Here is an 18,825-nt window from a genome sequence, read left to right as displayed (position 1 = left end):
ATGAAAAAATAGATTCTTCAACATGAAGCTTCAACATCATAGGAGGTTAAGGACATGCATACTGAAGACAACGGTTTGAAAAAAGAGATAGGCCTCTTGTTTGCCCTTACTCTTGTCATCGGAACCATTATCGGTTCTGGTGTTTTTATGAAGCCCGGCGCTGTGCTTGCTTATTCAGGTGATTCAAAAACGGCGCTTTTCGCCTGGCTGCTAGGCGGTATTTTAACACTGGCGGGCGGTTTGACAATCGCGGAAATCGGAACGCAGATTCCAAAAACCGGCGGGCTTTATACGTACCTTGAAGAAGTGTACGGCGAGTTTTGGGGATTTTTGTGCGGCTGGGTGCAGATTATCATTTACGGTCCGGCGATTATCGGCGCGCTGGGTTTATATTTTGGATCTTTAATGGCGAATCTTTTCGGCTGGGGATCTGGACTATCAAAAGTCATTGGAATCATAGCAGTTCTCTTTTTATGCGTCATTAATATTATCGGTACAAAATATGGCGGTTTTGTCCAAACGCTGACAACGATCGGAAAACTGATTCCGATTGCCTGCATCATCATCTTTGGCCTTTGGAAAGGCGATCAGCACATCTTCACAGCAGTAAACGAAAGCATTTCTGATATGAACTTCGGGGCGGCTATTTTAGCTACGTTGTTTGCTTATGACGGATGGATTCTCCTTGCCGCTCTCGGCGGAGAAATGAAAAATCCCGAAAAGCTGCTGCCACGCGCTATGACGGGCGGATTATTAATTGTAACGGCGATCTATATTTTCATTAATTTTGCATTGCTTCACATCCTGTCAGCGAACGAAATTGTCACGCTTGGTGAAAATGCGACAAGCACCGCTGCAACCATGCTGTTCGGTTCAATTGGCGGAAAGCTGATCAGTGTAGGGATTATCGTCAGCATCTTTGGGTGCTTAAATGGAAAGGTGCTTTCTTTCCCGCGTGTTTCATTTGCAATGGCGGAACGCAAACAGCTTCCATTTGCTGAAAAACTGTCACATGTACACCCGTCGTTCCGCACACCATGGATTGCGATTTCTTTTCAAATTGCTTTGGCTTTGATTATGATGCTGATCAGCAACCCCGATAAGCTCTCAGAAATCTCCATTTTCATGATCTACATTTTTTATGTGATGGCCTTTTTTGCAGTGTTTATTCTCCGCAAGCGAGCAAAGGGAAAAAAGCGCGCCTACAGTGTTCCGCTTTATCCATTTATGCCAATTCTGGCAATCGCGGGCTCCTTCTTTGTGTTAGGCAGCACACTCATTACAGATACAATGAGCTGCGGATTATCCATCCTCATCGGCCTTGCCGGACTACCTGTCTATTACGGGATGAAAAAACGAAAAGCAAGCTGATAAAACGGTTCCTGTTTAGGGAACCGTTTTTTGGTGAAACAGAAGATAAAAGTTGACAGGAAAAACACAACTTTTGATATACTTTTTACGTTAAGCAGAAAGTTTTTGCAAACTTGGGTCGTTTTTTTAAAGCGAAGTAGGTCAAAATAAGGAGACACGATTTATCAAAAAAGTCAAGATACGTTTTTTTCGACTTTACCTGTTTTTTTTCGACAAAAGGCTATATAATAATTTGATGTGTGCATTGTTCATTCAAACTATGGAGGGTTTTTAATGATAAGAAGAAAAAAAGATAAGTTCTCACTCCTTTTAACAGAAATTGCAAAGAACATAGACGAAACTGCAGAATATTTTGTGAATTTCAAGGTCACTAACCAAACGACTCTTAAAGAATTTGCAGATACGTTAAAGGAATATGAAACAAAAGGTGACAATCATGTTCATGTCATGATTAAAGAGCTTAACAAAGCGTTCATCACTCCTATTGAGCGCGAAGATATCCTTCAGCTGACAAACAGCTTGGATGATGTGCTTGACGGAATCGAACATTTCTCTGCCATGATGGAGATTTTCTCAATTACTTCATCAGACGAGCATATTGATAAATTCAGCGGATATATCAGAGAATGTGCGAAAGAGATTTTGATTACGATCGAGCTGCTGGCAGAAAATCGCTTAAAGGATATTCAGCCTCACGCAATCAAAATTAAAGAGTACGAGCACAGCTGTGACAACTTGCACAGAAAATCATTAAAGAATCTTTTCGGAAATGAAACAGATCCAATCAAAGTCATTCAATATCGTGAAATATACGAAACGCTTGAAGAAATCGCCGACTCTTGTCAAAGTGTTGCCAATAATCTTGAAACCATCATTATGAAAAACGCGTAACGAGGGGTAAAAATGGATATTCTATTAATATTAACGATACTAATAGTCATTTGTGCTCTGGCGTTTGATTTCATCAACGGGTTTCATGATACGGCAAACGCAATTGCGACTTCAGTATCAACAAAAGCGTTGAAACCGCGCCATGCCATTATATTGGCGGCTGTGATGAACTTTGTCGGAGCAATGACGTTTACAGGTGTTGCCAAAACCATTACGAAAGACATCGTAGATCCTTATACGCTGGAAAATGGCTCTGTTGTCATTTTGGCTGCGCTACTCGCTGCAATTGCCTGGAACCTTATCACATGGTACTACGGTATCCCAAGCAGCTCATCCCATGCCATCATCGGCGCTATTGCCGGTGCAGCCATTGCGGCAGCCGGATTTGCAGCGTTAAACTATAAGGGCTTCATTAAAATCATTGAAGCACTGATCCTATCACCAATTATTGCCTTTGTCCTTGGTTTTATTCTTTATAGCATCGTTAAGCTGATTTTCAAAGACAGCAACTTGGCGAAAACGAATAAGCAATTCCGCAGAGTGCAGATTGTAACAGCTGCCCTGCAATCGTATACACACGGAACAAACGATGCGCAAAAAGCAATGGGAATTATCACAATGGCTCTCATCACAGCGAATTTACATACTTCTGCTAATGACATTCCTACCTGGGTGCAATTCGCCTGCGCGACAGCCATGGGTCTCGGAACATCAATCGGCGGCTGGAAAATCATCAAAACCGTTGGCGGAAAGATCATGAAAATCCGTCCGGTAAACGGTGTTTCCGCTGACTTAACCGGAGCAGCCATTATTTTCGGCGCCACGTTTATTCATTTGCCGGTCAGTACAACCCACGTCATTTCTTCATCAATTCTTGGCGTCGGTGCGTCCCACCGCGTAAAAGGCGTAAACTGGGGTACGGCCAAGCGAATGCTCATTACATGGGTCATCACGCTTCCTATTTCAGCGACACTCGGTGCCATCGCCTACTTTATTTTAAATATGATATTTTAATGTCACACCGCTTCTGTCAAAGGAGCGGTTTTTTTGATGGAACAGGAAAACCATCCGGATCTCTCGAATACAATAAGCAGAACCTATTTCAGATGTGAGGGATTCGAATATGGTTTTATTCTTTCAGATCATGGTCTGGTGCATCGTGGCCGGACTGGGGTTATACGTGTATGCCACGTGGCGTTTCGAAGCGAAGGTCAAAGAAAAAATGTCCGCCATCCGGAAAACTTGGTATTTGCTGTTTGTTCTGGGCGCTATGGTATACTGGACATATGAGCCCACTTCCCTATTTACCCACTGGGAACGGTATCTCATTGTCGCAGTCAGTTTTGCTTTGATTGATGCTTTTATCTTCTTAAGTGCATACGTCAAAAAACTGGCCGGCAGCGAGCTTGAGACAGACACAAGAGAAATTCTTGAAGAAAACAACGAAATGCTCCACATGTACCTCAATCGGCTGAAAACATACCAATACCTATTGAAAAACGAACCGATCCATGTTTATTATGGAAGTATAGATGCTTATGCTGAAGGTATTGATAAGCTGCTGAAAACCTATGCTGATAAAATGAACTTAACGGCTTCTCTTTGCCACTATTCGACACAGGCTGATAAAGACCGGTTAACCGAGCATATGGATGATCCGGCAGATGTACAAACACGGCTCGATCGAAAGGATGTTTATTACGACCAATACGGAAAAGTGGTTCTCATCCCTTTTACCATCGAGACACAGAACTATGTCATCAAGCTGACGTCTGACAGCATTGTCACGGAATTTGATTATTTGCTATTTACGTCATTAACGAGCATATATGATTTGGTGCTGCCAATTGAGGAGGAAGGTGAAGGATAATGGAACGTGCGTTTCAAAACAGATGCGAGCCCAGATCGGCGAAGCCGTTTAAAATCCTGAAAAAACGTTCAACCACCAGTGTCGCAAGCTATCAAGTCAGTCCGCATACAGCAAGAATCTTCAAAGAAAACGAACGGCTGATTGACGAGTATAAACGAAAAAAAGCATGATCACACTAAAAGGACAAGGGAAAACAGCTCTTGTCCTTATTCCTTTTCTTAAAGGGTTACATATAATAAATACAAACAGAGGATAATGTCAGGTGATACAGTGAAAAAATTGGTGAGGCGTGTGAAGTTTGTTGATTACGGAAGGTTTGGGCTTTCCGGGTACTCGCTTCGGGTGAGGGAGCGCAGTGCTGGAATTATAAAAAAGTTGAAGAAGAAAAAATAAATCCCGGAGCAGCTCCGGGATTTTTATGGTCTTTGATCAGCTTAATTGCGCTGCGATCTTCGCTTTCGTCGGAGGCCCGTAGATACCGTCAGCAGTTAAACCGTTAACAGACTGAAAACGGGCAACTGCGTCAGCTGTTTTCGGTCCGTAAACGCCGTCAATTCCGTTGTTAACAGCGCCTTTATCAGGGTAAAAATACAGAGCCGCAAGTGCTCGTTGCACCTGAAAGACGTGTTCTCCTGAGGTATAAGGTGTTGCCAATTGAATGATACCATCAGGGAGCGGATAGAGCTCGGGTTCTTCAGCGGACGATGGAGCACTTACAATTAATACTTGACCAACGCGAATAAGATTCGGGTCTTCGATATTGTTCCACTCTTGCAGCTGAGCAACCGTAACACCAAATGCTCTCGCTATAGATGTAAGTGTGTCGCCCTGTTTCACGACGTAAGTTTGGCTGCCGCCTCCCCCAATTCCTGCTTTGAACGAATCCCACGTATCTAACAATTTTCGCGGACATTCCTTCCCTGACCAATACTTATGAGGGACGACATTGGCGAGACTGATATTATGTTCAGCCATTAATGTTTTGATGAGCCACTGGGCATTTGCTGTTGCTTTTGCAAAATCGCCATCGGCATTTTCGCAAATTTCAATTCCAATAGAAGCCCGGTTGCCGCTGCCATTTCCGTCTCCCGCATGCCAGCCGTTTTCATTTAAAGGCAGATGCTGATAAATTTCTGTATCATCAACTGTAAAATGCCAGCTTGTCGTCGTATCAGGATTTTTCAAATAGCGGGCATGCGCTGCAGCATCTGCTCCTACTGCGGTATTCGCTGTGTTGTGCACCGTAATGTAAAGCGGCGTCATTGCGTAGCCTGGACGGTTATTTGCGCCAACCGGAATAAAGTCTTGAATAATGTTAACCATTTTCATCTCTCCTTATTTCGTCAGATTATTGTCCCTTAACAAGTCGCGCTGTTTTTTTCCTTTTTCTGTTACATAGTTGTTTTTAAACCAAGCGATAAGTGTCGTTCCAATTGTAAATACGATGGAACCGGCTGAATAAAGAGCGTCAGCGAGCTGATTGACCTGCTCCTCCTGAATGTCCAATGGTGATTTGCCGAGCATCAGCATGCTCTGGTTGATTAAAGCAATTAAAAGAAGCACCGTCCTGATGACCGTGCCCTTGTCAAACGTGTTCATAAAAATCCCCCTTTAATGCTGCAGCAAGCTGTACATAATGGCGATAGCTCCGCCAATGATGCCTGTAGACACTGCTGTAATGATGGCACCTGTGATGGTGCGTTTAATCCACGTGGTGTTTTCTTCAATTTTGTTTAATTTTTCGTTCAGCGTCATGATTTGCTGGTCTTGACGGTCAGACACGCGTTCTAATGCGGAAACCCTCTGCTCAAGTGCTTTGTGCTCGCCTTTTATGTCTGCTAAGTCCTGCTGAAACACATTCACATCTGCCTCTTGCTGCATTATTCACTCCTCCTTCACATGCAGATCACCTCCCTTCCGAGGGCCAAAACTGTTATGAAACAGCGGTCCCTTTTACCGAGAGAGTACCGCCGGTGATACTGACGATCTCCATGATGATCTCCTTAAACCCTTTAATATCGAAGGCCCATGCCTCAGCTTTTCCTAATGTACTCAAAGCAGAGGTGGCATCATCAGTTTTCACGCCTCTGATCGGCAGTTTCTGTCCTGACACCGATTTGCCCCAAAATTTGACTTCGCTCATTTCCGCTGTGCCGTAGATTTCAACGAGTAAATGCGCGGCACCGTCAACAGGTAAAGAAGCACCCTCTCCGGCGGACTCTGCATTTTCATGAAAGACAAAGTCAAATGTTTTGCGAGCCTCGACTTTCAGCCGTCCATCGTGTGTTTGATTCTCCGCAAAGTCAATCTGTAAAGGCGTTTTTCCATTGACACGCACATCCATCTCACCCGCACCGACTGATTGGTATAATACAAACTCAGATTGCTGAAGATTCCCGTTCACATAGCGGAAACGGTAATAGCGTTTAGAAAGATATACCCAGTCCGTCGCTGTCAGGACACCTGCTGCGACATTAACTGCTGCTGTCGTTGTCCAAACATTGTTATTGTCACTTTCTTCTATAAAGAGTGTACCTTCACGATCTGCATACGCCCAGCCCTTCACTTTCGAAATCAGAACTGCGCCAAGCCTGTCCTGCCCGAGCTGACTGTATGCCTCAGTCGCCTTTAAGGAAGCATTTGTTAAAATCTCCGCTACGCCTGACAAATTCGAAACAGGTGTCACAAAATCATTTTTTCCTCCTCGATAGGGCTTTACAGCGCCGGCTTTTCCAGCCTTATCGAGAGGAAATTCATATTGATACTTCACCATCTTCATCCTCCTTTGATCTAAAAACAGGCAAAATAAAAAAGCCTTACATGGCTTTACCGGTAATTTCTTTATACTGGTCAGCTGTGATCAGCTTTTTGTTCACACCCTCTGCCAGATCCTCAATTGAACAGCCTTTATATGCTAATGCTTGTTTTACCATATCTGCTGTCGCCCACTCATAATAAAGGGCTAGCACCCAATAATTCATTCGGCAAGATCTCCTTTCAAGAAAAGTAATGATAGCTTTATATCTGACAACTCGCTTCCCAAAGTTTTGTTCAGCTCTTCAAGCTGCTTGCGTGCCAGCTTTTCTTGTGACAATTCTTGAGCGAGAAGCTCCACCTGATCAGGCGGCTCGTACGGCGGGTTTTTTTGCAGCTCTTCCCACCAGGATTCGAGTTCTTTTTGTGTTGGGATGGGCGAGCGCAGGTTCCATTTTTCAATGTAAGAACCATTGCCGTCATTGCGCAGCTCAAAATCCTTTCTTGGCACAGCGTCAGGGTATTTATACATGATTGCCTCGTATAATATCATTTTTGCACCTCCTAAGTTCTCGGGTAATTTATGCCGCCGATTTCTGTAATATCAAAGTAGTTATACCACCCTGAACTTTCTGTTGTATACCGAGTAGTATCACCGTTATATCCCACATATAAGTAAATTTCAATATAATCCCCTTTATTTGCTGGAACTGTCGCAGCTCCATAAAGTCCAACATTTATTTCGGTAGTATCCGACTGGTCTCCTGGATTTGCCCTATAGTGTGCAATATTTTTATATCTAACACCATTTAAATAAATGTCCAATTCATAGTTTACATACCTTTGATAATTTTCTATATACAATCCCGCGTTCACCAAAAACATTCCATCATTCGGAACAATAAATCTATTGTTTTTAGTATCAAAAGTATTATGGCTATCTTTTATTTTTCTATTATATTTTACTTTTTGAAGTTCTCCTTTAATCAATTGCTGCTTTCCTGTAGTTCCGATATTTGCATGAGCAAATCCAGAAATTTTATGCCAAGCTGTCCAACCGGAATCGGCCCACCAATGGCGAATCCAAGAACCTGTACTAGTAAAATAAGAGTTTGACTCATTTCCTGTCCCATAAAAATATTGAGCAAATCGATAATTACTATACTTTTCATTTTTTACTATGCCATAGGTAAGCGGGTAACCTGTTGTATTATTTGCTCCTATATCCATAAAAGTCAGCCCAGCTGGATACTCATTGCCGCTTGTTCTAGCGTCTTGAATTGCATTGGATCCTGTAAGAACTGTTAATTTATTATTCGTATAATTAGAGTCAACATAGTTTTTAGCATCAGCTAAAGCTTTATCTGCTTTACTTTGTGAACCTTCCGATGTTTCCAATATATACCAATCGGTATACTCAGTACCATTAACTGCTACCCTTGTATAAAGTGTTTTCGTAGAGATGCTAAACCAATCTTGACGTGTAGCCCATTTATTTGCAGAGGGGTAGATAATTAATAAACCTGTTCTGTTATCATTTAACGGAAATTGATTTTGCAAAACTGGATTTGCATTCATGTAATTAGTGTCTAAACGATAAGTGCCAGGCGGAAGATTTAAATCATTTGCATCGGTTATTGAATTTAATGGTCTAGTAATAAAGGCCGTGCTGTTAGTATAATCTTTTGATTGGTTTAAAGCAGTATCAGCTTTTTTTTGCGCACCATCAGGTGTCTCCTGCTTAACATTCTCAACATTTCCGAGACCCACTTGTTGTTTAGTAACTGAATGAGGATTAGTTTTATCATTTTCATGAAGATCTAATTCTGTTTGAACTCTATCTATAAAATCTGTTGTTGCAATTTGTTTCCATCCTCTAAATTCTCCATCAGTGTGAACCATTCCAATCCACATCATACTTCCCCAACTTTGGTAAGCTACTATTGTTTTCCTTCCTGAACCGCCTTCTACAATATCGTAGTTATACCAAGCTGCATCGCCTTCCACCGGGTTGTTTACAACTGACTGACCAACTGCACAATAAAATCCTGAAGATAATGTAAGAATATCTGTACCGTCTTGGAGTTGTATTCTTTTACCGTCGTCTCCAGTAAGTTTAATTAGTTGGGCAGCATTCCATTTGTTTCTTTCCTCTTCAGATACATGAACTTTAGAATTGCTTAAATGAGCATCAAAATCTGCTTGTGAGGCTTGTTTCACATTTTCGACATTCCCAAGTCCAACCTGTGCTTTTGTTACTTGGTTAGGATTATCTCTTCGTGCAGCAAAATTGTCTGTATATGCTTTGGCGTTTGCTTCAGCTTGATCTGCCTTATACTGGGCTCCGGCAGGTGTTTCCTTCGCATTCCATTCATCACGTTCTACTGATGTAATATGCCGGGTTGAATCATGATTATGTTCATTAAATTCCGTCTTTGAAGCCTGCTGCACATTATCTACGTTCCCCAGCCCGATTTGCGCCTTTGTTGTATTGTGGGGGTTGTTCATGTCGTTTTTGTGGGCAGCCAGGTCTGTGTGGGCGTCTTTTATTCCTTTTTCCCAGCGGTTGACGTCATCTTCGTTGATGGGGTCGTCCGGAAGCCAGTCTGTTTTTTCTTCGTATGCCATGTTTACACCACCTCAAAAGTAAATCTGAAATCAAGTGTTCTGTTTTCGCTGACGTCCAGGTCAGTCTTTCTCTCTGTAATCACATTGCCCAGCTCGTCAAAAATTTGTACCGTTTCGATATGCTTGATGTCTTCCTCACGTTTTGTCAGAACGGTGACGGTCGCACCGTCAATGGCGAGCTCTACTATTTCTGTTTTTTGGCCGTTGAGCAGCACGTGATCGATTCTGCTTTTTAGATCAGCCGCTGTGCGTTCTCTGTATATGGTTGAAATCAAGTTAAAACCACCTCATTGTTGTTAAGAGTGACAGAATAACCGACCTTGAGCTCACTGGCTGTTCGGTATCTGCGGTGATTCAGGATGACTGTATCTTTGATTTGCAGCGTCTCATTCAATCCGCCTCTGAGCGTATACGCCAAATGAGCGGGTTTCATGTTTTCTATCGCTTCGATCAGCTCATTCATGTGCTGGAGGTCATCAACATTGATATCGACGTTAAATCGGTATTCGCCGGGAAGCAGGCGGACCTGTGCAGACGGGTTTTTCAAGAAACGGTTTACCGCCTGCTCTATGGCCCTGTATGTGATTGGCGGGATGTTCGACATTTTGGAAATGAGCCGCAATCGTCTGATCTCATCAGTGTCGCCTGATTCCCGCGGGACGTTTAAAATTTTTTCCCAGCGGCTGAGTCCCCAAGTCGCCGTCGGTACGAATAACTGATCCGTCAGATCAAATATGCTGTCATTTTGTTTATCAAACTCAGGCGCTTCCGCTTTCAGCAGCTCAGCCATTTCTTTAAGGCTGGTGAGAAACGGCGGCAGATACGCTGTCATGTCATCTTGTTTGCTCAATGATCTTCACCTGCCCAAGCTTAGGAATTTCCACGTCGCTCAGCACCAGATTTTCAGACGTGCCGTTGATTTGAATATTGGAGTAGTCACTGACTGATGGTGAATTATAGACGATATTGTTAATTTGAGAAAGGCGGATGACGTTATCTTCAAACGCCATTTTCTTAAAGAGATTTAAAACGCCTTCCTCAATTTCTGACTTCACTTCATCAATTGAGTGATTGATCTCAGGCAGCACTTCGGCAGAAATCTCAACTTCTTTCCAGACCGCGCTCTCCACTGTGACAACGGCTCCGATTGGCGCCTGTCCCTCTCCCTGTCCTGGTTCAGGGTCGATATAATCTTTCACTTTTTGAATTAAAATAGGAGAAGCGGGCTCAAGATTCGCATTGGTGACGACAATTTTGACCGTGCCTTCACCGTTCCAAAGCGGGAAGATCTTTGCCTTTCCCACACCGTCCACTTCCTCAGCCCACTCTTTATAATGCATTTTATTGGCACTGACGGCCTCACGCCGAACCCTTGTAAAATACCGTTCTCGCAAGCTGTCATCTCCCTCTTCCTCGCGTCCCGGAATCAGGATTTCTTTGACTATGGCCGTTTCTAAACCGGGAATGGTATCCAATGACAGTAAATTGCGTCCGGTCAGATTGGCGTTTCCTGCTTCACCAGGTGTTTCACAGATGAGCGTCCCGTCTGCCGTATATTGAAAATAAAGATTATCCACGTAAAAGCGGGAGCCGACAGGAATAGTAACTCCAGATGTAAACTCTCCCGCTCTAACAGCCTTTGTCGCGGCAGTTCTTTCAATTCCCGCTTCCGCTGCACGCCTGTCTAAAAATTCGCCTTGTGCGGTATCAGAAAAAACGAGCTCAAGCACAGTATCCAGCCATATATAAGACTTCGCAAGCTCGGCCGCCGCTGGGGCTAACGCATTATAAATGACGCTGCCTTCTCTTGTGTCAATATCTGCGGAAATGCTGTTCAGCATACGCTCCATAATCGCTTCAAAAGTCTGATCTTCAAACATCTTCGCCAATCACCTCCTCAATCTCAAGCGTTCCTTCATCCGTCTCCACCACGAAGGACACATGAAACGCGTCGCCTTGTTTTTCAATCTCAAAATCTGTTACAGCCGATATCCGGTCATCATAAACCAGCGCCTCTTCTATCAGCCTCGGGATCTCCATCTTTTTATAGGCATCAGTTGTCTCATGATCGGTCAGCACGTCCTGAAGCTCGTTTCCGACATTATGGCTGTATATGGAATACGCATAGCGTTCTGTCTGTAAGGCGATATACACGAACTGCCTGATCGCTTCAAGCCCGGTAATCAGCTCATTCGTAATTCTTCCGTTTTCAAAATCTATTTTGTACGTTTGCGAGGTTTCAATGATTTCACTCACATCTTCAATATCTTCAAACTCCACTTCTGGTGTCAGGGCCATGATGCCCACTCCTTTTACATGCTAAATAAAAACCCCTTCGTACTGAAGCGGTTTGTCTATACCTTATCTAAAATAAAAAACGATTGCCCGCCAGTCAGAGCCGCGGTCATGAGGCGATCCCCCGGCTCGAGTGCATCGTCTCCTCCGGACTGCATTCGTTTTGGGATAATGATGGCGTCTTCCGGTATGATCAGTTTGCTGTTTTCTTTTAATTTGATTTCCACAGGAGAAACCGAAACGACTTCAGCCGGGAGCAGTTCTACCGGAGACTCAGCGTCAACTGCGCCGACTGCCAAATGTTTTATAGCCTCACTTAATCTCATCAGGATACTCCTTCCGGCATCGTGTTCTTTTCGACAACATCGATCGTCATCGTATGTTTCGTTCCTTTAAATTCATGCCGGTCCGTATCTACCCAATAGGTTTTCTTGATGCCGGCCTCCGGAATCGAAATATAGACGGGCAAGCCGCTCTGCACTTCTGGGATGCCCACTGCCTGAATATTTTTCAGTTCTTTTTTCACGCCCTTTTTTTCAGCAAGACGTACATCTGCCCGCTGCTGAAGCTGTGCCTGGTTGATGTTATCTGTGACCGTTTCCGTATATTGAAGCACACCGTATTTATTTAAGCCTGAACTGTCCTTGGCAGAGGCTTTATATGTCTTATTGTCCTTTTGCCGGCGAAGCACCACCCGAGTAGCAGTGTCGTTTATAGAAGTGCTGTATTGGTAGCCCGTTATATTGACGCCCGTTTCAAGCACCCATACCTCTGACGGATCTGGCCAAGCGCGCAGACCGAGCTTTCCTTTTTCCGAATACAGCTGGTAATGTCGTCCTGTCTGGCTTTTCGTCTGTTTCAGCGCTTTTAATATGATGTCATACAATGTCGTATCATTTTTAATGACAAGACTTTTGATCGTATGGCCTGTGTTTGCGATCGAGGTTGTCGGTATCTGGAAGTCACTCGCAATCCTTCTGATGATCTGGTCGGCCCGCTGATTGGAAAACACGTACATATCCTGGTTTTTGACCAGGTACTGAAGCATGTCATAAGCGCTGAAGGCAAGCGTATGCTCGTCCGGGGTTCTTGCAAAAACAATGCCCCGAAACAGCTCTTTTCCCTTCCATTTAAACAAGACCGTATCTCCTTCTGAGACACTGTAATACGTCTGGTCGCCCTGTTTGGTGACGATGGTCGCTTCAATGGCGCGCGGCGCCTGATAACGATGGCCTTCAAGCGATACGCTTTCTGCAACCAGCTCAAGCCACTCTGTGTCTTTAATGACGAACAGTTCTATCATCATACATCACCTGTTTCATTGCGGTATCTTTAATTTTTGGCCGGGAAAAATCCAGTGGCCCGGCTGCCTAATGTTCCGTTTGCTTCGTTTGATCATTGCTGTTTTATTGGCGTTCCAAATTTTGCGCCATTGGGTGCTGTTCCCATAAAATCTGCCTGCAATGTCCCATAGCGTGTCTCCCTTTTTGACTGTGTACGTCTTCGGCGCAGCCTTCGACGGACGTTTTGCCTTTGTTTTTTTCTTCTGCTTGATTTTCCGCGGGGAAGCGGTTTTGTATTCTTTTAATTGAATATCAAAGGTGCGATCACCTATATCCTGCTGGCCTTCGCTATAGGAAAAACCTTCAATACTGCATGTTAAATTCACTTTAGTTCCCGTAATCAAAAACTGAACCGGTTTTTTGGCCTTCATCCATTTTTCAATTTTTGTTATCGCATTTTCCGGCGACGGGAAGGTTTGATATTCAGCTATTGGGCTGTATTTCTTCGGAAAAAACGAAGAGAACGAAATTTCTTTCGCGCCTTGTTCGTCAATAAATGTAAGGTCACCGAACTTGGCTACTTTAACCGTCTCATTCTGAACCGTATTTGAAATATTCATCTGGTCGGGAAGAACGGGGAGCCGCAGCTTGTCCTTCCCTTGTGAAATCCAAAATTCATATACGGATTTAGTCAAATGCAACGACTCCCTTCGTTCCAATATTGATATCCTTTTGCAGTTCATCTATAAGCGCCTGCTTGATTTTCGCTGCAAGGGTTTCAGCGTCCTGTCCATTATGGAAGTGCTGGTCTCCGTTAAACTCAATCTTTATTTCTTTCGTTCTGGCTGTTTGTATCGTTTGCCGTGTACCGGATGTAACTGCTGAAACTTGTCCTGAAGAAAGCTCAGACTGCTGGGATTGAGACGGATCTGTCACTTCCATTCCCAGAGCTTGCGCAGCTCTCTGAAGGAGGTAGCGGCCTCGGATGCCCCGTTCCTCTGGGATGATCCATTCCCGCTTGTTTCCTTCACCGACACGGGCGATTTGTTCTTTTGTAATCAGCCCGCCGTTTGCGTAACCGACATAAGGCCCGCCATGCTTCATGCTTTTAATACCAGGTACATTGTCAATAGAGCCGTATCTGCTTTTGATGTAGCCGATTGCGGCAGCAGCGTTATGAATCGGGTTTCTAATGTTACCCATGCCTGGCGCTTTGTGTGCGTTAAAAGTGGTTGGTACTGTCTGCATGAGCCCTTGGGATGGATTGCCTGCCTTCGCGTTACTATCCCACAGGTTAATGGCGTTAGGGTTGCCCCCTGATTCATACTTTGCAATTGTCATCAATCCCGGAAGCCAGCTTAATGGTGTTTTTGTGGCCATCATTGCTGCCATAAGCCACTGTTTCACATTTCCCCCTACTGCACCCATTCCGGAATAAGCAGCTGCCAATGAACCGGCTTGTTTTTCTGCGTATTTTTTCACATCGACAGAATCCAGTCCTTTTACAACACCGACAGAGGCAAAACGCCCCAAGCTCATCATGACTCGAGAAGGTGAATGAATATCTAGCTCCTCACGGAAAGCCTGCTCCACTCTCTTGGCCATATCCTTTGCTGCTTGTTTTACTTCACTGGATTTAGAATTCATGCCTGTCACAAAGTTTCCGATCAAGCCTGAACCCCAGCTGTTGGATGTGTCTTTGGAACGCAGGAACGGCTTGTCAACATGTGAGCTTACATACTGCGCTGTCCCTGTTTGGGTCGAGTTCTGTCCTTGCGCAAAGCCTTTGACCGTACCTGTCCCCCATGATGACGATTTATTTACAGTAGCTTGGAACGGCGTTTTAACTTTTGATTGCAAAAAGCCGTCCGTTCCGGTTGCAGTGCCGTTTTGGCCCTTGGCATACCCGCTTACCATTTGTTTACCGTAATTTGGTGAAGCAGAAATCATTTGTGTAAATGGCGTATTGATGTTTTTCTTTTTCCAGTCTTCCATTTTGACAGGTTGGTTACTTATTCCCTTGTCAAAGCCCTCTGAAAATTGCTGTCCGAGGTCTGAAGCTTGTCCGTTAAGGCTAGATGTGTTAATAGAAGGTGACATTGAAGCAGAATGGCTGCCAACAGTGTTTAGAGCTGTACCACCTGAAAGTGTAGAGGCTGATGCCATATCATCGACCACATGCATGCCCAATTTCGATGCGGCTTGCGCTAACAGCATTTTGCCGCGGCCGCGATTGTTGTCGACCGGAATGACAAATTCCTTACCCGCTTCACCGATCCAAGAAATAGTTGGTTTCGTAATAAAACCACCTGAGGCGTTTTTATCAGTTTTCATTCCAAAGTCTCTGTGAGCTTTCTCTCGTCCATTTTGAAAATGCTCTACCTTTTCTTGAACCCAAGACTTCATTCCGCCGCCCACTTTTTGAGCAGTTTTTACTACCTTCCCGCCTGCAGACTTTATAGCATCCCAAGAATCTCCTAATATATTTTTCCCCCACTCTTTTACTGAATCCCATTTTCCAGACCACCAGTCTTTATTAAATAGGCTGTCTTCAAGTGTAGATTTGAATTTTTTCCAAAGTGACTTTGTATTTTCCCATTTTTCCTTTGTCCAGCCTTTAACACCTTCCCACTTACCGGACCACCAATCTTTATTAAAGACTGTTTCTTTTACTTTCGACTTAATTGATTCCCAAACAGAAACGGCACCGTTCCATTTTTCTTGAGCCCAGCTCTTAACGCCTTCCCACTTACCGGACCACCAATCTTTATTAAAGACTGTTTCTTTTACTTTTGATTTAACAGAGTTCCATACAGAGGAAGCTTGATCCCATTTTTCCTGTGTCCAACCTTTTACCGATTCCCATTTTCCGCCCCACCAATCACTGTTGAAAAGCGTAGACTCTAATGTACCGTATGCATAACCAGCTTTTTCAGCCCACCAATTTGAGTCAAAAAAAGTAGTAGAAGCTGTATCTTTTATATTAGTCCACGTATCACTAAGGCCTCCGAGAGTATCACTCGTTGTTGTTTTAACACCTGTCCATTTTTCATTCCACCAATCACCATTAAATAATGTATTTGAAATGTTCTCTTTGATTTGAGAAGTATCAAACATCTTACCAATGTTCTTACCTGCTTCTTCGCCGCCGATTCCGCCTACTAATCCGCCGCCAATTCCACCGATTGCCCCGCCGATTGCTGTACCTTCCGGACCAACGAAAGATCCAATCGTTGCACCAGCTTCCGCTCCGGCTGTTGCACCAGCTTCCGCTCCGGCAATGCGTCCTCCGATTGAACCAACCTTTTCGCCAGCATTATCTTTATTGATTCCAGCTAAATCAAACACTGCTAAAGCAGATCCTACGTATGGAACAGCCTTTCCCATTCCTCTGAACGCTTTACCTAGTTTGGATGAATCCTTCCCTAGCGATTTTAACCCTCCAAGCCAGTTCTTTAACTTGGAACCCGAGGTCCTAGGTGCACTTTCAGCAGGTATGCCGCTCTGGCGTCTTCTTATCACCTCTCCAGGAACCTTGAGTGTTCTGTTTGGAACCTTTGTGGGACTTTTCTTTTTTCTATAGGTTTTTTTATTTTTAGTGCCTGGACTGACATCGCCGCCTTCACAGCAGTCGCAGCAACAAATTCCTCCTGTATTACGGTTAAGGACTTTTTTATCTGTGTCAGAATTTTCACCAGAATCGTCCTTTTTTTGTGGTCCTAGAATTTTATCAATGATCTTATCAAACACATCATTTTTCAGCTTTTCTATCAATCTCTCTTTGAAACGATCCAAAAAAGCTTTGCCTATTTCATTGAGCGTATCCTTAATCCAAGGCCAAGCTGATTTTGTCCACCAATCCTTCAGCCAACCTTTTATTTTTCCGACCCATCCAGGTTTTTGATCTGAGCTCTTATCAGAGCCTTTATCTGAGGATTTGTCTGATTCTCTCTTAGAAGTTTCTTTGTTAATCGGGCTTTCTTTTTTATTGATTTTGTCTGATATTTTTGTCTTAACAACCACTTTTACATAATAGGTTTTTTCAAATTTCCTTAAAAGTGCTGTTAATCGATTAACTGTTTTGGTGATTTCATCGATGACCTTTAGTTTTACTGTGTATCCGTTTTTCAAATTTTTCTTAATATAACCGATAATCCTTTTAACTGTAGAAGTAACCTTGTCATCTGGAATCAAAAGGAATGATAGCTTTTGATTAGATAGCATCTTCTTTATTTTTTTATACGCAGCTGCTGTCCGGTCTACCAAGGAGACAGTCAGCTTCGTTTCTTTCGGCAGCCGTTTAAGTTTTCTTTCAATTGCATCAAGCTTTGAAGTGACTTGGTCATCAAGTACAACTTTAATTTCAAGCGATTTCGCGAATTTCAAAATGATATAGTCGTTTATTTTTCTCAGCCGGTAAAATGCCTGATCTTCCGCTCTGATACTGATTTTGATTTGCCGATTAATGGTTTTGACTTTTTTTTCGACCTCTTGGAATCCTTTATGTATCCGTTTTAGTTTTTTAGATACCTTGTCTTCGAGATCAAAACGGGCTGTTAATTTTGCGATATTAGTTCCCTCCTCTCCTTGATTCTTTTTCTAATAGATCTAGCTTATAACCTATCAACCCAAATAAAAGAGCTTTAAAATGTTTTGGTGCTTCATATAATTCAAGAAGTTGGGATGGCGAGTAATGAAGCTCATGCATTGCATAGTACAAATACACAGCTTCCTTATCGCCATCCTTTACTAGTTTTTTGCTTCTTCTTCTAGATCTTCAAGATCATCTTCAAAACCATTGATTTCAATTGCTTTATTCAGCCAGTTCGCATACTCTCCCCCAACAGATAATACACGTTTGGCAACTTCTACCGGATCCGCAGTTTTGTATGCTTCCCTTAAATCTTTTGAACGAAAATCAGGATAAATAGTAGATTCGATGGCAATTCTCGCATAAAAGCGCTGGGAGTCTAAATCTTTGACGCGGCCGCGGCCTTTCACATTTTTAAATGTGGTGTTTTCTTTCTCTAATTCATCAATCCGTTCAGTAGTAATTGGTTTTAAAATAAACGGAATGACATTCCCTTTTTTATCAACAAAACGCTTTGAGATCGGCACTTTGATTTCCTCAGCTTCAATTGTTTTTCCCGGCATAAAAAAGGAAAGATCATATACGTTTTCGTTCTTCTCGCTCATGTAAAAAACTCCCTTGTCTATTGTTTAGTTTCATCTTGTAAAAAAACAGACCTTTCTGAGAAAGGTCTGCGTATGGGCTGATTCAGCTTTGATTAAAACGTGTCAGATAGCTTTTCAGGGACGTCGAAGTCTTCGAATGTAAATGGAACTTCTTCCTCTAACGCTTCTGAATCGACATCAAGGCTTGCGATTTTGGCAGAGTCAAAGTTGACGTCGTACAGCGTGACTCGCTCTGTGCCCCGGCCGGAGGATTGATCATCCAGCACGGCTTGGAGCGTGAAATAAGGGTCGCTGCCTTTTTTGACATAGTCCATCATCAATAGCACGAATTTTGATGTGACTTTGTAGAACGTCGCGGTCCCTGTTCCATTTGCCCCTGTTGTTTTATGGCCTGTCATGCGGCGGCCCATAATGTTGACTTCAGATTTGTTTTTCTCAACGTTTGCTTCAAATGTTTTGATGTGCGCCATTTCCTCGCCATCGAGGAATAAACGGCCTTCTTTTCCTGAAATTGTGTTTTGTGCTTTTAATGCCATA

Annotated in this window: 24 protein-coding genes; 6 read left to right on the top strand and 18 right to left on the bottom strand. The window is 43.3% G+C overall.

What is annotated here, in order from left to right; translation table 11 throughout:
- Positions 1–54: 54 nt before the first annotated feature.
- The 6 genes from steT to spoIISC all read left to right on the top strand — a co-directional run bounded on the left by steT (position 55) and on the right by spoIISC (position 4,525).
- Entirely contained in the window at positions 55–1,371 is a 1,317-nt protein-coding gene (gene steT, locus NSQ16_RS06975) for a serine/threonine exchanger (RefSeq protein ID WP_015252262.1), read from the top strand.
- A gap of 273 nt (positions 1,372–1,644) precedes the next feature.
- Positions 1,645–2,262 carry a DUF47 domain-containing protein gene (locus NSQ16_RS06970; protein ID WP_003218470.1) on the top strand — a complete coding sequence of 206 codons (618 nt, stop codon included), beginning with the start codon at positions 1,645–1,647 and terminating at the stop codon, positions 2,260–2,262.
- 12 nt (positions 2,263–2,274) lie between these two features.
- Positions 2,275–3,276, top strand: a complete 1,002-nt coding sequence (locus NSQ16_RS06965) for an inorganic phosphate transporter (RefSeq protein WP_003232642.1) — start codon at positions 2,275–2,277, stop codon at positions 3,274–3,276.
- A 109-nt stretch (positions 3,277–3,385) separates the two neighbouring features.
- Positions 3,386–4,132 (top strand): toxin-antitoxin-antitoxin system toxin SpoIISA, encoded by a 747-nt coding sequence (gene spoIISA, locus NSQ16_RS06960; protein WP_003244695.1) that lies wholly within the window; start codon positions 3,386–3,388, stop codon positions 4,130–4,132.
- Complete coding sequence (spoIISB, locus tag NSQ16_RS06955; protein ID WP_339232634.1) at positions 4,132–4,302, top strand: three component toxin-antitoxin-antitoxin system antitoxin SpoIISB; 171 nt, start codon at positions 4,132–4,134, stop codon at positions 4,300–4,302. Before spoIISA ends, spoIISB begins: the two co-directional genes overlap by 1 nt.
- Before the next feature lie 85 nt (positions 4,303–4,387).
- Entirely contained in the window at positions 4,388–4,525 is a 138-nt protein-coding gene (gene spoIISC / locus NSQ16_RS06950; RefSeq protein WP_003232648.1) for a three component toxin-antitoxin-antitoxin system antitoxin SpoIISC, read from the top strand.
- Positions 4,526–4,561: 36 nt separating this feature from the next.
- Here the strand turns inward: spoIISC and NSQ16_RS06945 are convergent, their stop codons facing one another.
- The 18 genes from NSQ16_RS06945 to NSQ16_RS06860 all read right to left on the bottom strand — a co-directional run bounded on the left by NSQ16_RS06945 (position 4,562) and on the right by NSQ16_RS06860 (position 18,824).
- On the bottom strand, positions 4,562–5,455 hold the full coding sequence (locus tag NSQ16_RS06945) for an N-acetylmuramoyl-L-alanine amidase (protein WP_327836604.1): 894 nt from the start codon (positions 5,453–5,455) through the stop codon (positions 4,562–4,564).
- Between the two features lie 12 nt (positions 5,456–5,467).
- Positions 5,468–5,731, bottom strand: coding sequence for a phage holin (locus NSQ16_RS06940; RefSeq protein WP_131227350.1), 264 nt, complete (start codon positions 5,729–5,731; stop codon positions 5,468–5,470).
- A 12-nt stretch (positions 5,732–5,743) separates the two neighbouring features.
- The gene (locus tag NSQ16_RS06935) at positions 5,744–6,013 is read right to left on the bottom strand and encodes a hemolysin XhlA family protein (RefSeq protein ID WP_015252265.1); all 270 of its coding nucleotides are present in this window, start codon (positions 6,011–6,013) and stop codon (positions 5,744–5,746) included.
- Between the two features lie 52 nt (positions 6,014–6,065).
- Complete coding sequence (gene xepA / locus NSQ16_RS06930) at positions 6,066–6,905, bottom strand: phage-like element PBSX protein XepA (RefSeq protein ID WP_230488560.1); 840 nt, start codon at positions 6,903–6,905, stop codon at positions 6,066–6,068.
- A 43-nt stretch (positions 6,906–6,948) separates the two neighbouring features.
- Positions 6,949–7,113 carry an XkdX family protein gene (locus tag NSQ16_RS06925; protein WP_230488561.1) on the bottom strand — a complete coding sequence of 55 codons (165 nt, stop codon included), beginning with the start codon at positions 7,111–7,113 and terminating at the stop codon, positions 6,949–6,951.
- The gene (locus NSQ16_RS06920) at positions 7,110–7,439 is read right to left on the bottom strand and encodes an XkdW family protein (RefSeq protein ID WP_230488562.1); all 330 of its coding nucleotides are present in this window, start codon (positions 7,437–7,439) and stop codon (positions 7,110–7,112) included. Before NSQ16_RS06920 ends, NSQ16_RS06925 begins: the two co-directional genes overlap by 4 nt.
- A gap of 11 nt (positions 7,440–7,450) precedes the next feature.
- On the bottom strand, positions 7,451–9,514 hold the full coding sequence (locus NSQ16_RS06915) for a terminase (RefSeq protein WP_230488563.1): 2,064 nt from the start codon (positions 9,512–9,514) through the stop codon (positions 7,451–7,453).
- A 2-nt stretch (positions 9,515–9,516) separates the two neighbouring features.
- On the bottom strand, positions 9,517–9,789 hold the full coding sequence (locus NSQ16_RS06910; protein WP_003232665.1) for a hypothetical protein: 273 nt from the start codon (positions 9,787–9,789) through the stop codon (positions 9,517–9,519).
- Entirely contained in the window at positions 9,786–10,364 is a 579-nt protein-coding gene (locus NSQ16_RS06905; RefSeq protein ID WP_015483131.1) for a YmfQ family protein, read from the bottom strand. The genes NSQ16_RS06910 and NSQ16_RS06905 overlap by 4 nt, the downstream gene beginning before the upstream one ends.
- Positions 10,348–11,394: a baseplate J/gp47 family protein gene (locus NSQ16_RS06900; RefSeq protein ID WP_003232669.1), complete on the bottom strand. Its 1,047-nt coding sequence runs from the start codon at positions 11,392–11,394 to the stop codon at positions 10,348–10,350. The genes NSQ16_RS06905 and NSQ16_RS06900 overlap by 17 nt, the downstream gene beginning before the upstream one ends.
- Positions 11,387–11,812 carry a DUF2634 domain-containing protein gene (locus NSQ16_RS06895; protein WP_038428827.1) on the bottom strand — a complete coding sequence of 142 codons (426 nt, stop codon included), beginning with the start codon at positions 11,810–11,812 and terminating at the stop codon, positions 11,387–11,389. The genes NSQ16_RS06900 and NSQ16_RS06895 overlap by 8 nt, the downstream gene beginning before the upstream one ends.
- A 56-nt stretch (positions 11,813–11,868) precedes the next feature.
- A complete protein-coding gene (locus NSQ16_RS06890; RefSeq protein WP_003244812.1) occupies positions 11,869–12,135 on the bottom strand; it encodes a DUF2577 family protein in 267 nt (88 codons plus the stop codon).
- Complete coding sequence (locus NSQ16_RS06885; protein ID WP_230488564.1) at positions 12,135–13,112, bottom strand: phage portal protein; 978 nt, start codon at positions 13,110–13,112, stop codon at positions 12,135–12,137. The genes NSQ16_RS06890 and NSQ16_RS06885 overlap by 1 nt, the downstream gene beginning before the upstream one ends.
- Positions 13,113–13,127: 15 nt before the next feature.
- Positions 13,128–13,787 carry a LysM peptidoglycan-binding domain-containing protein gene (locus NSQ16_RS06880; protein ID WP_230488565.1) on the bottom strand — a complete coding sequence of 220 codons (660 nt, stop codon included), beginning with the start codon at positions 13,785–13,787 and terminating at the stop codon, positions 13,128–13,130.
- Entirely contained in the window at positions 13,780–17,661 is a 3,882-nt protein-coding gene (locus NSQ16_RS06875; RefSeq protein ID WP_230488585.1) for a transglycosylase SLT domain-containing protein, read from the bottom strand. Before NSQ16_RS06875 ends, NSQ16_RS06880 begins: the two co-directional genes overlap by 8 nt.
- A gap of 1 nt (position 17,662) precedes the next feature.
- On the bottom strand, positions 17,663–17,812 hold the full coding sequence (locus tag NSQ16_RS06870; protein ID WP_003239113.1) for a hypothetical protein: 150 nt from the start codon (positions 17,810–17,812) through the stop codon (positions 17,663–17,665).
- 29 nt (positions 17,813–17,841) lie between these two features.
- A complete protein-coding gene (locus NSQ16_RS06865; protein ID WP_003232676.1) occupies positions 17,842–18,288 on the bottom strand; it encodes a phage-like element PBSX protein XkdN in 447 nt (148 codons plus the stop codon).
- 92 nt (positions 18,289–18,380) lie between these two features.
- Positions 18,381–18,824, bottom strand: coding sequence for a phage tail tube protein (locus tag NSQ16_RS06860; RefSeq protein ID WP_003232677.1), 444 nt, complete (start codon positions 18,822–18,824; stop codon positions 18,381–18,383).
- Position 18,825: the final 1 nt, after the last annotated feature.

The sequence above is a fragment of the Bacillus sp. PS108 genome, assembly GCF_037963335.1.
Classification (GTDB): Bacteria; Bacillota; Bacilli; order Bacillales; family Bacillaceae; genus Bacillus; species Bacillus subtilis.
Note: the sequence above shows the minus strand (reverse complement) of the source record. Positions and strands in the feature narration are given on the sequence as shown.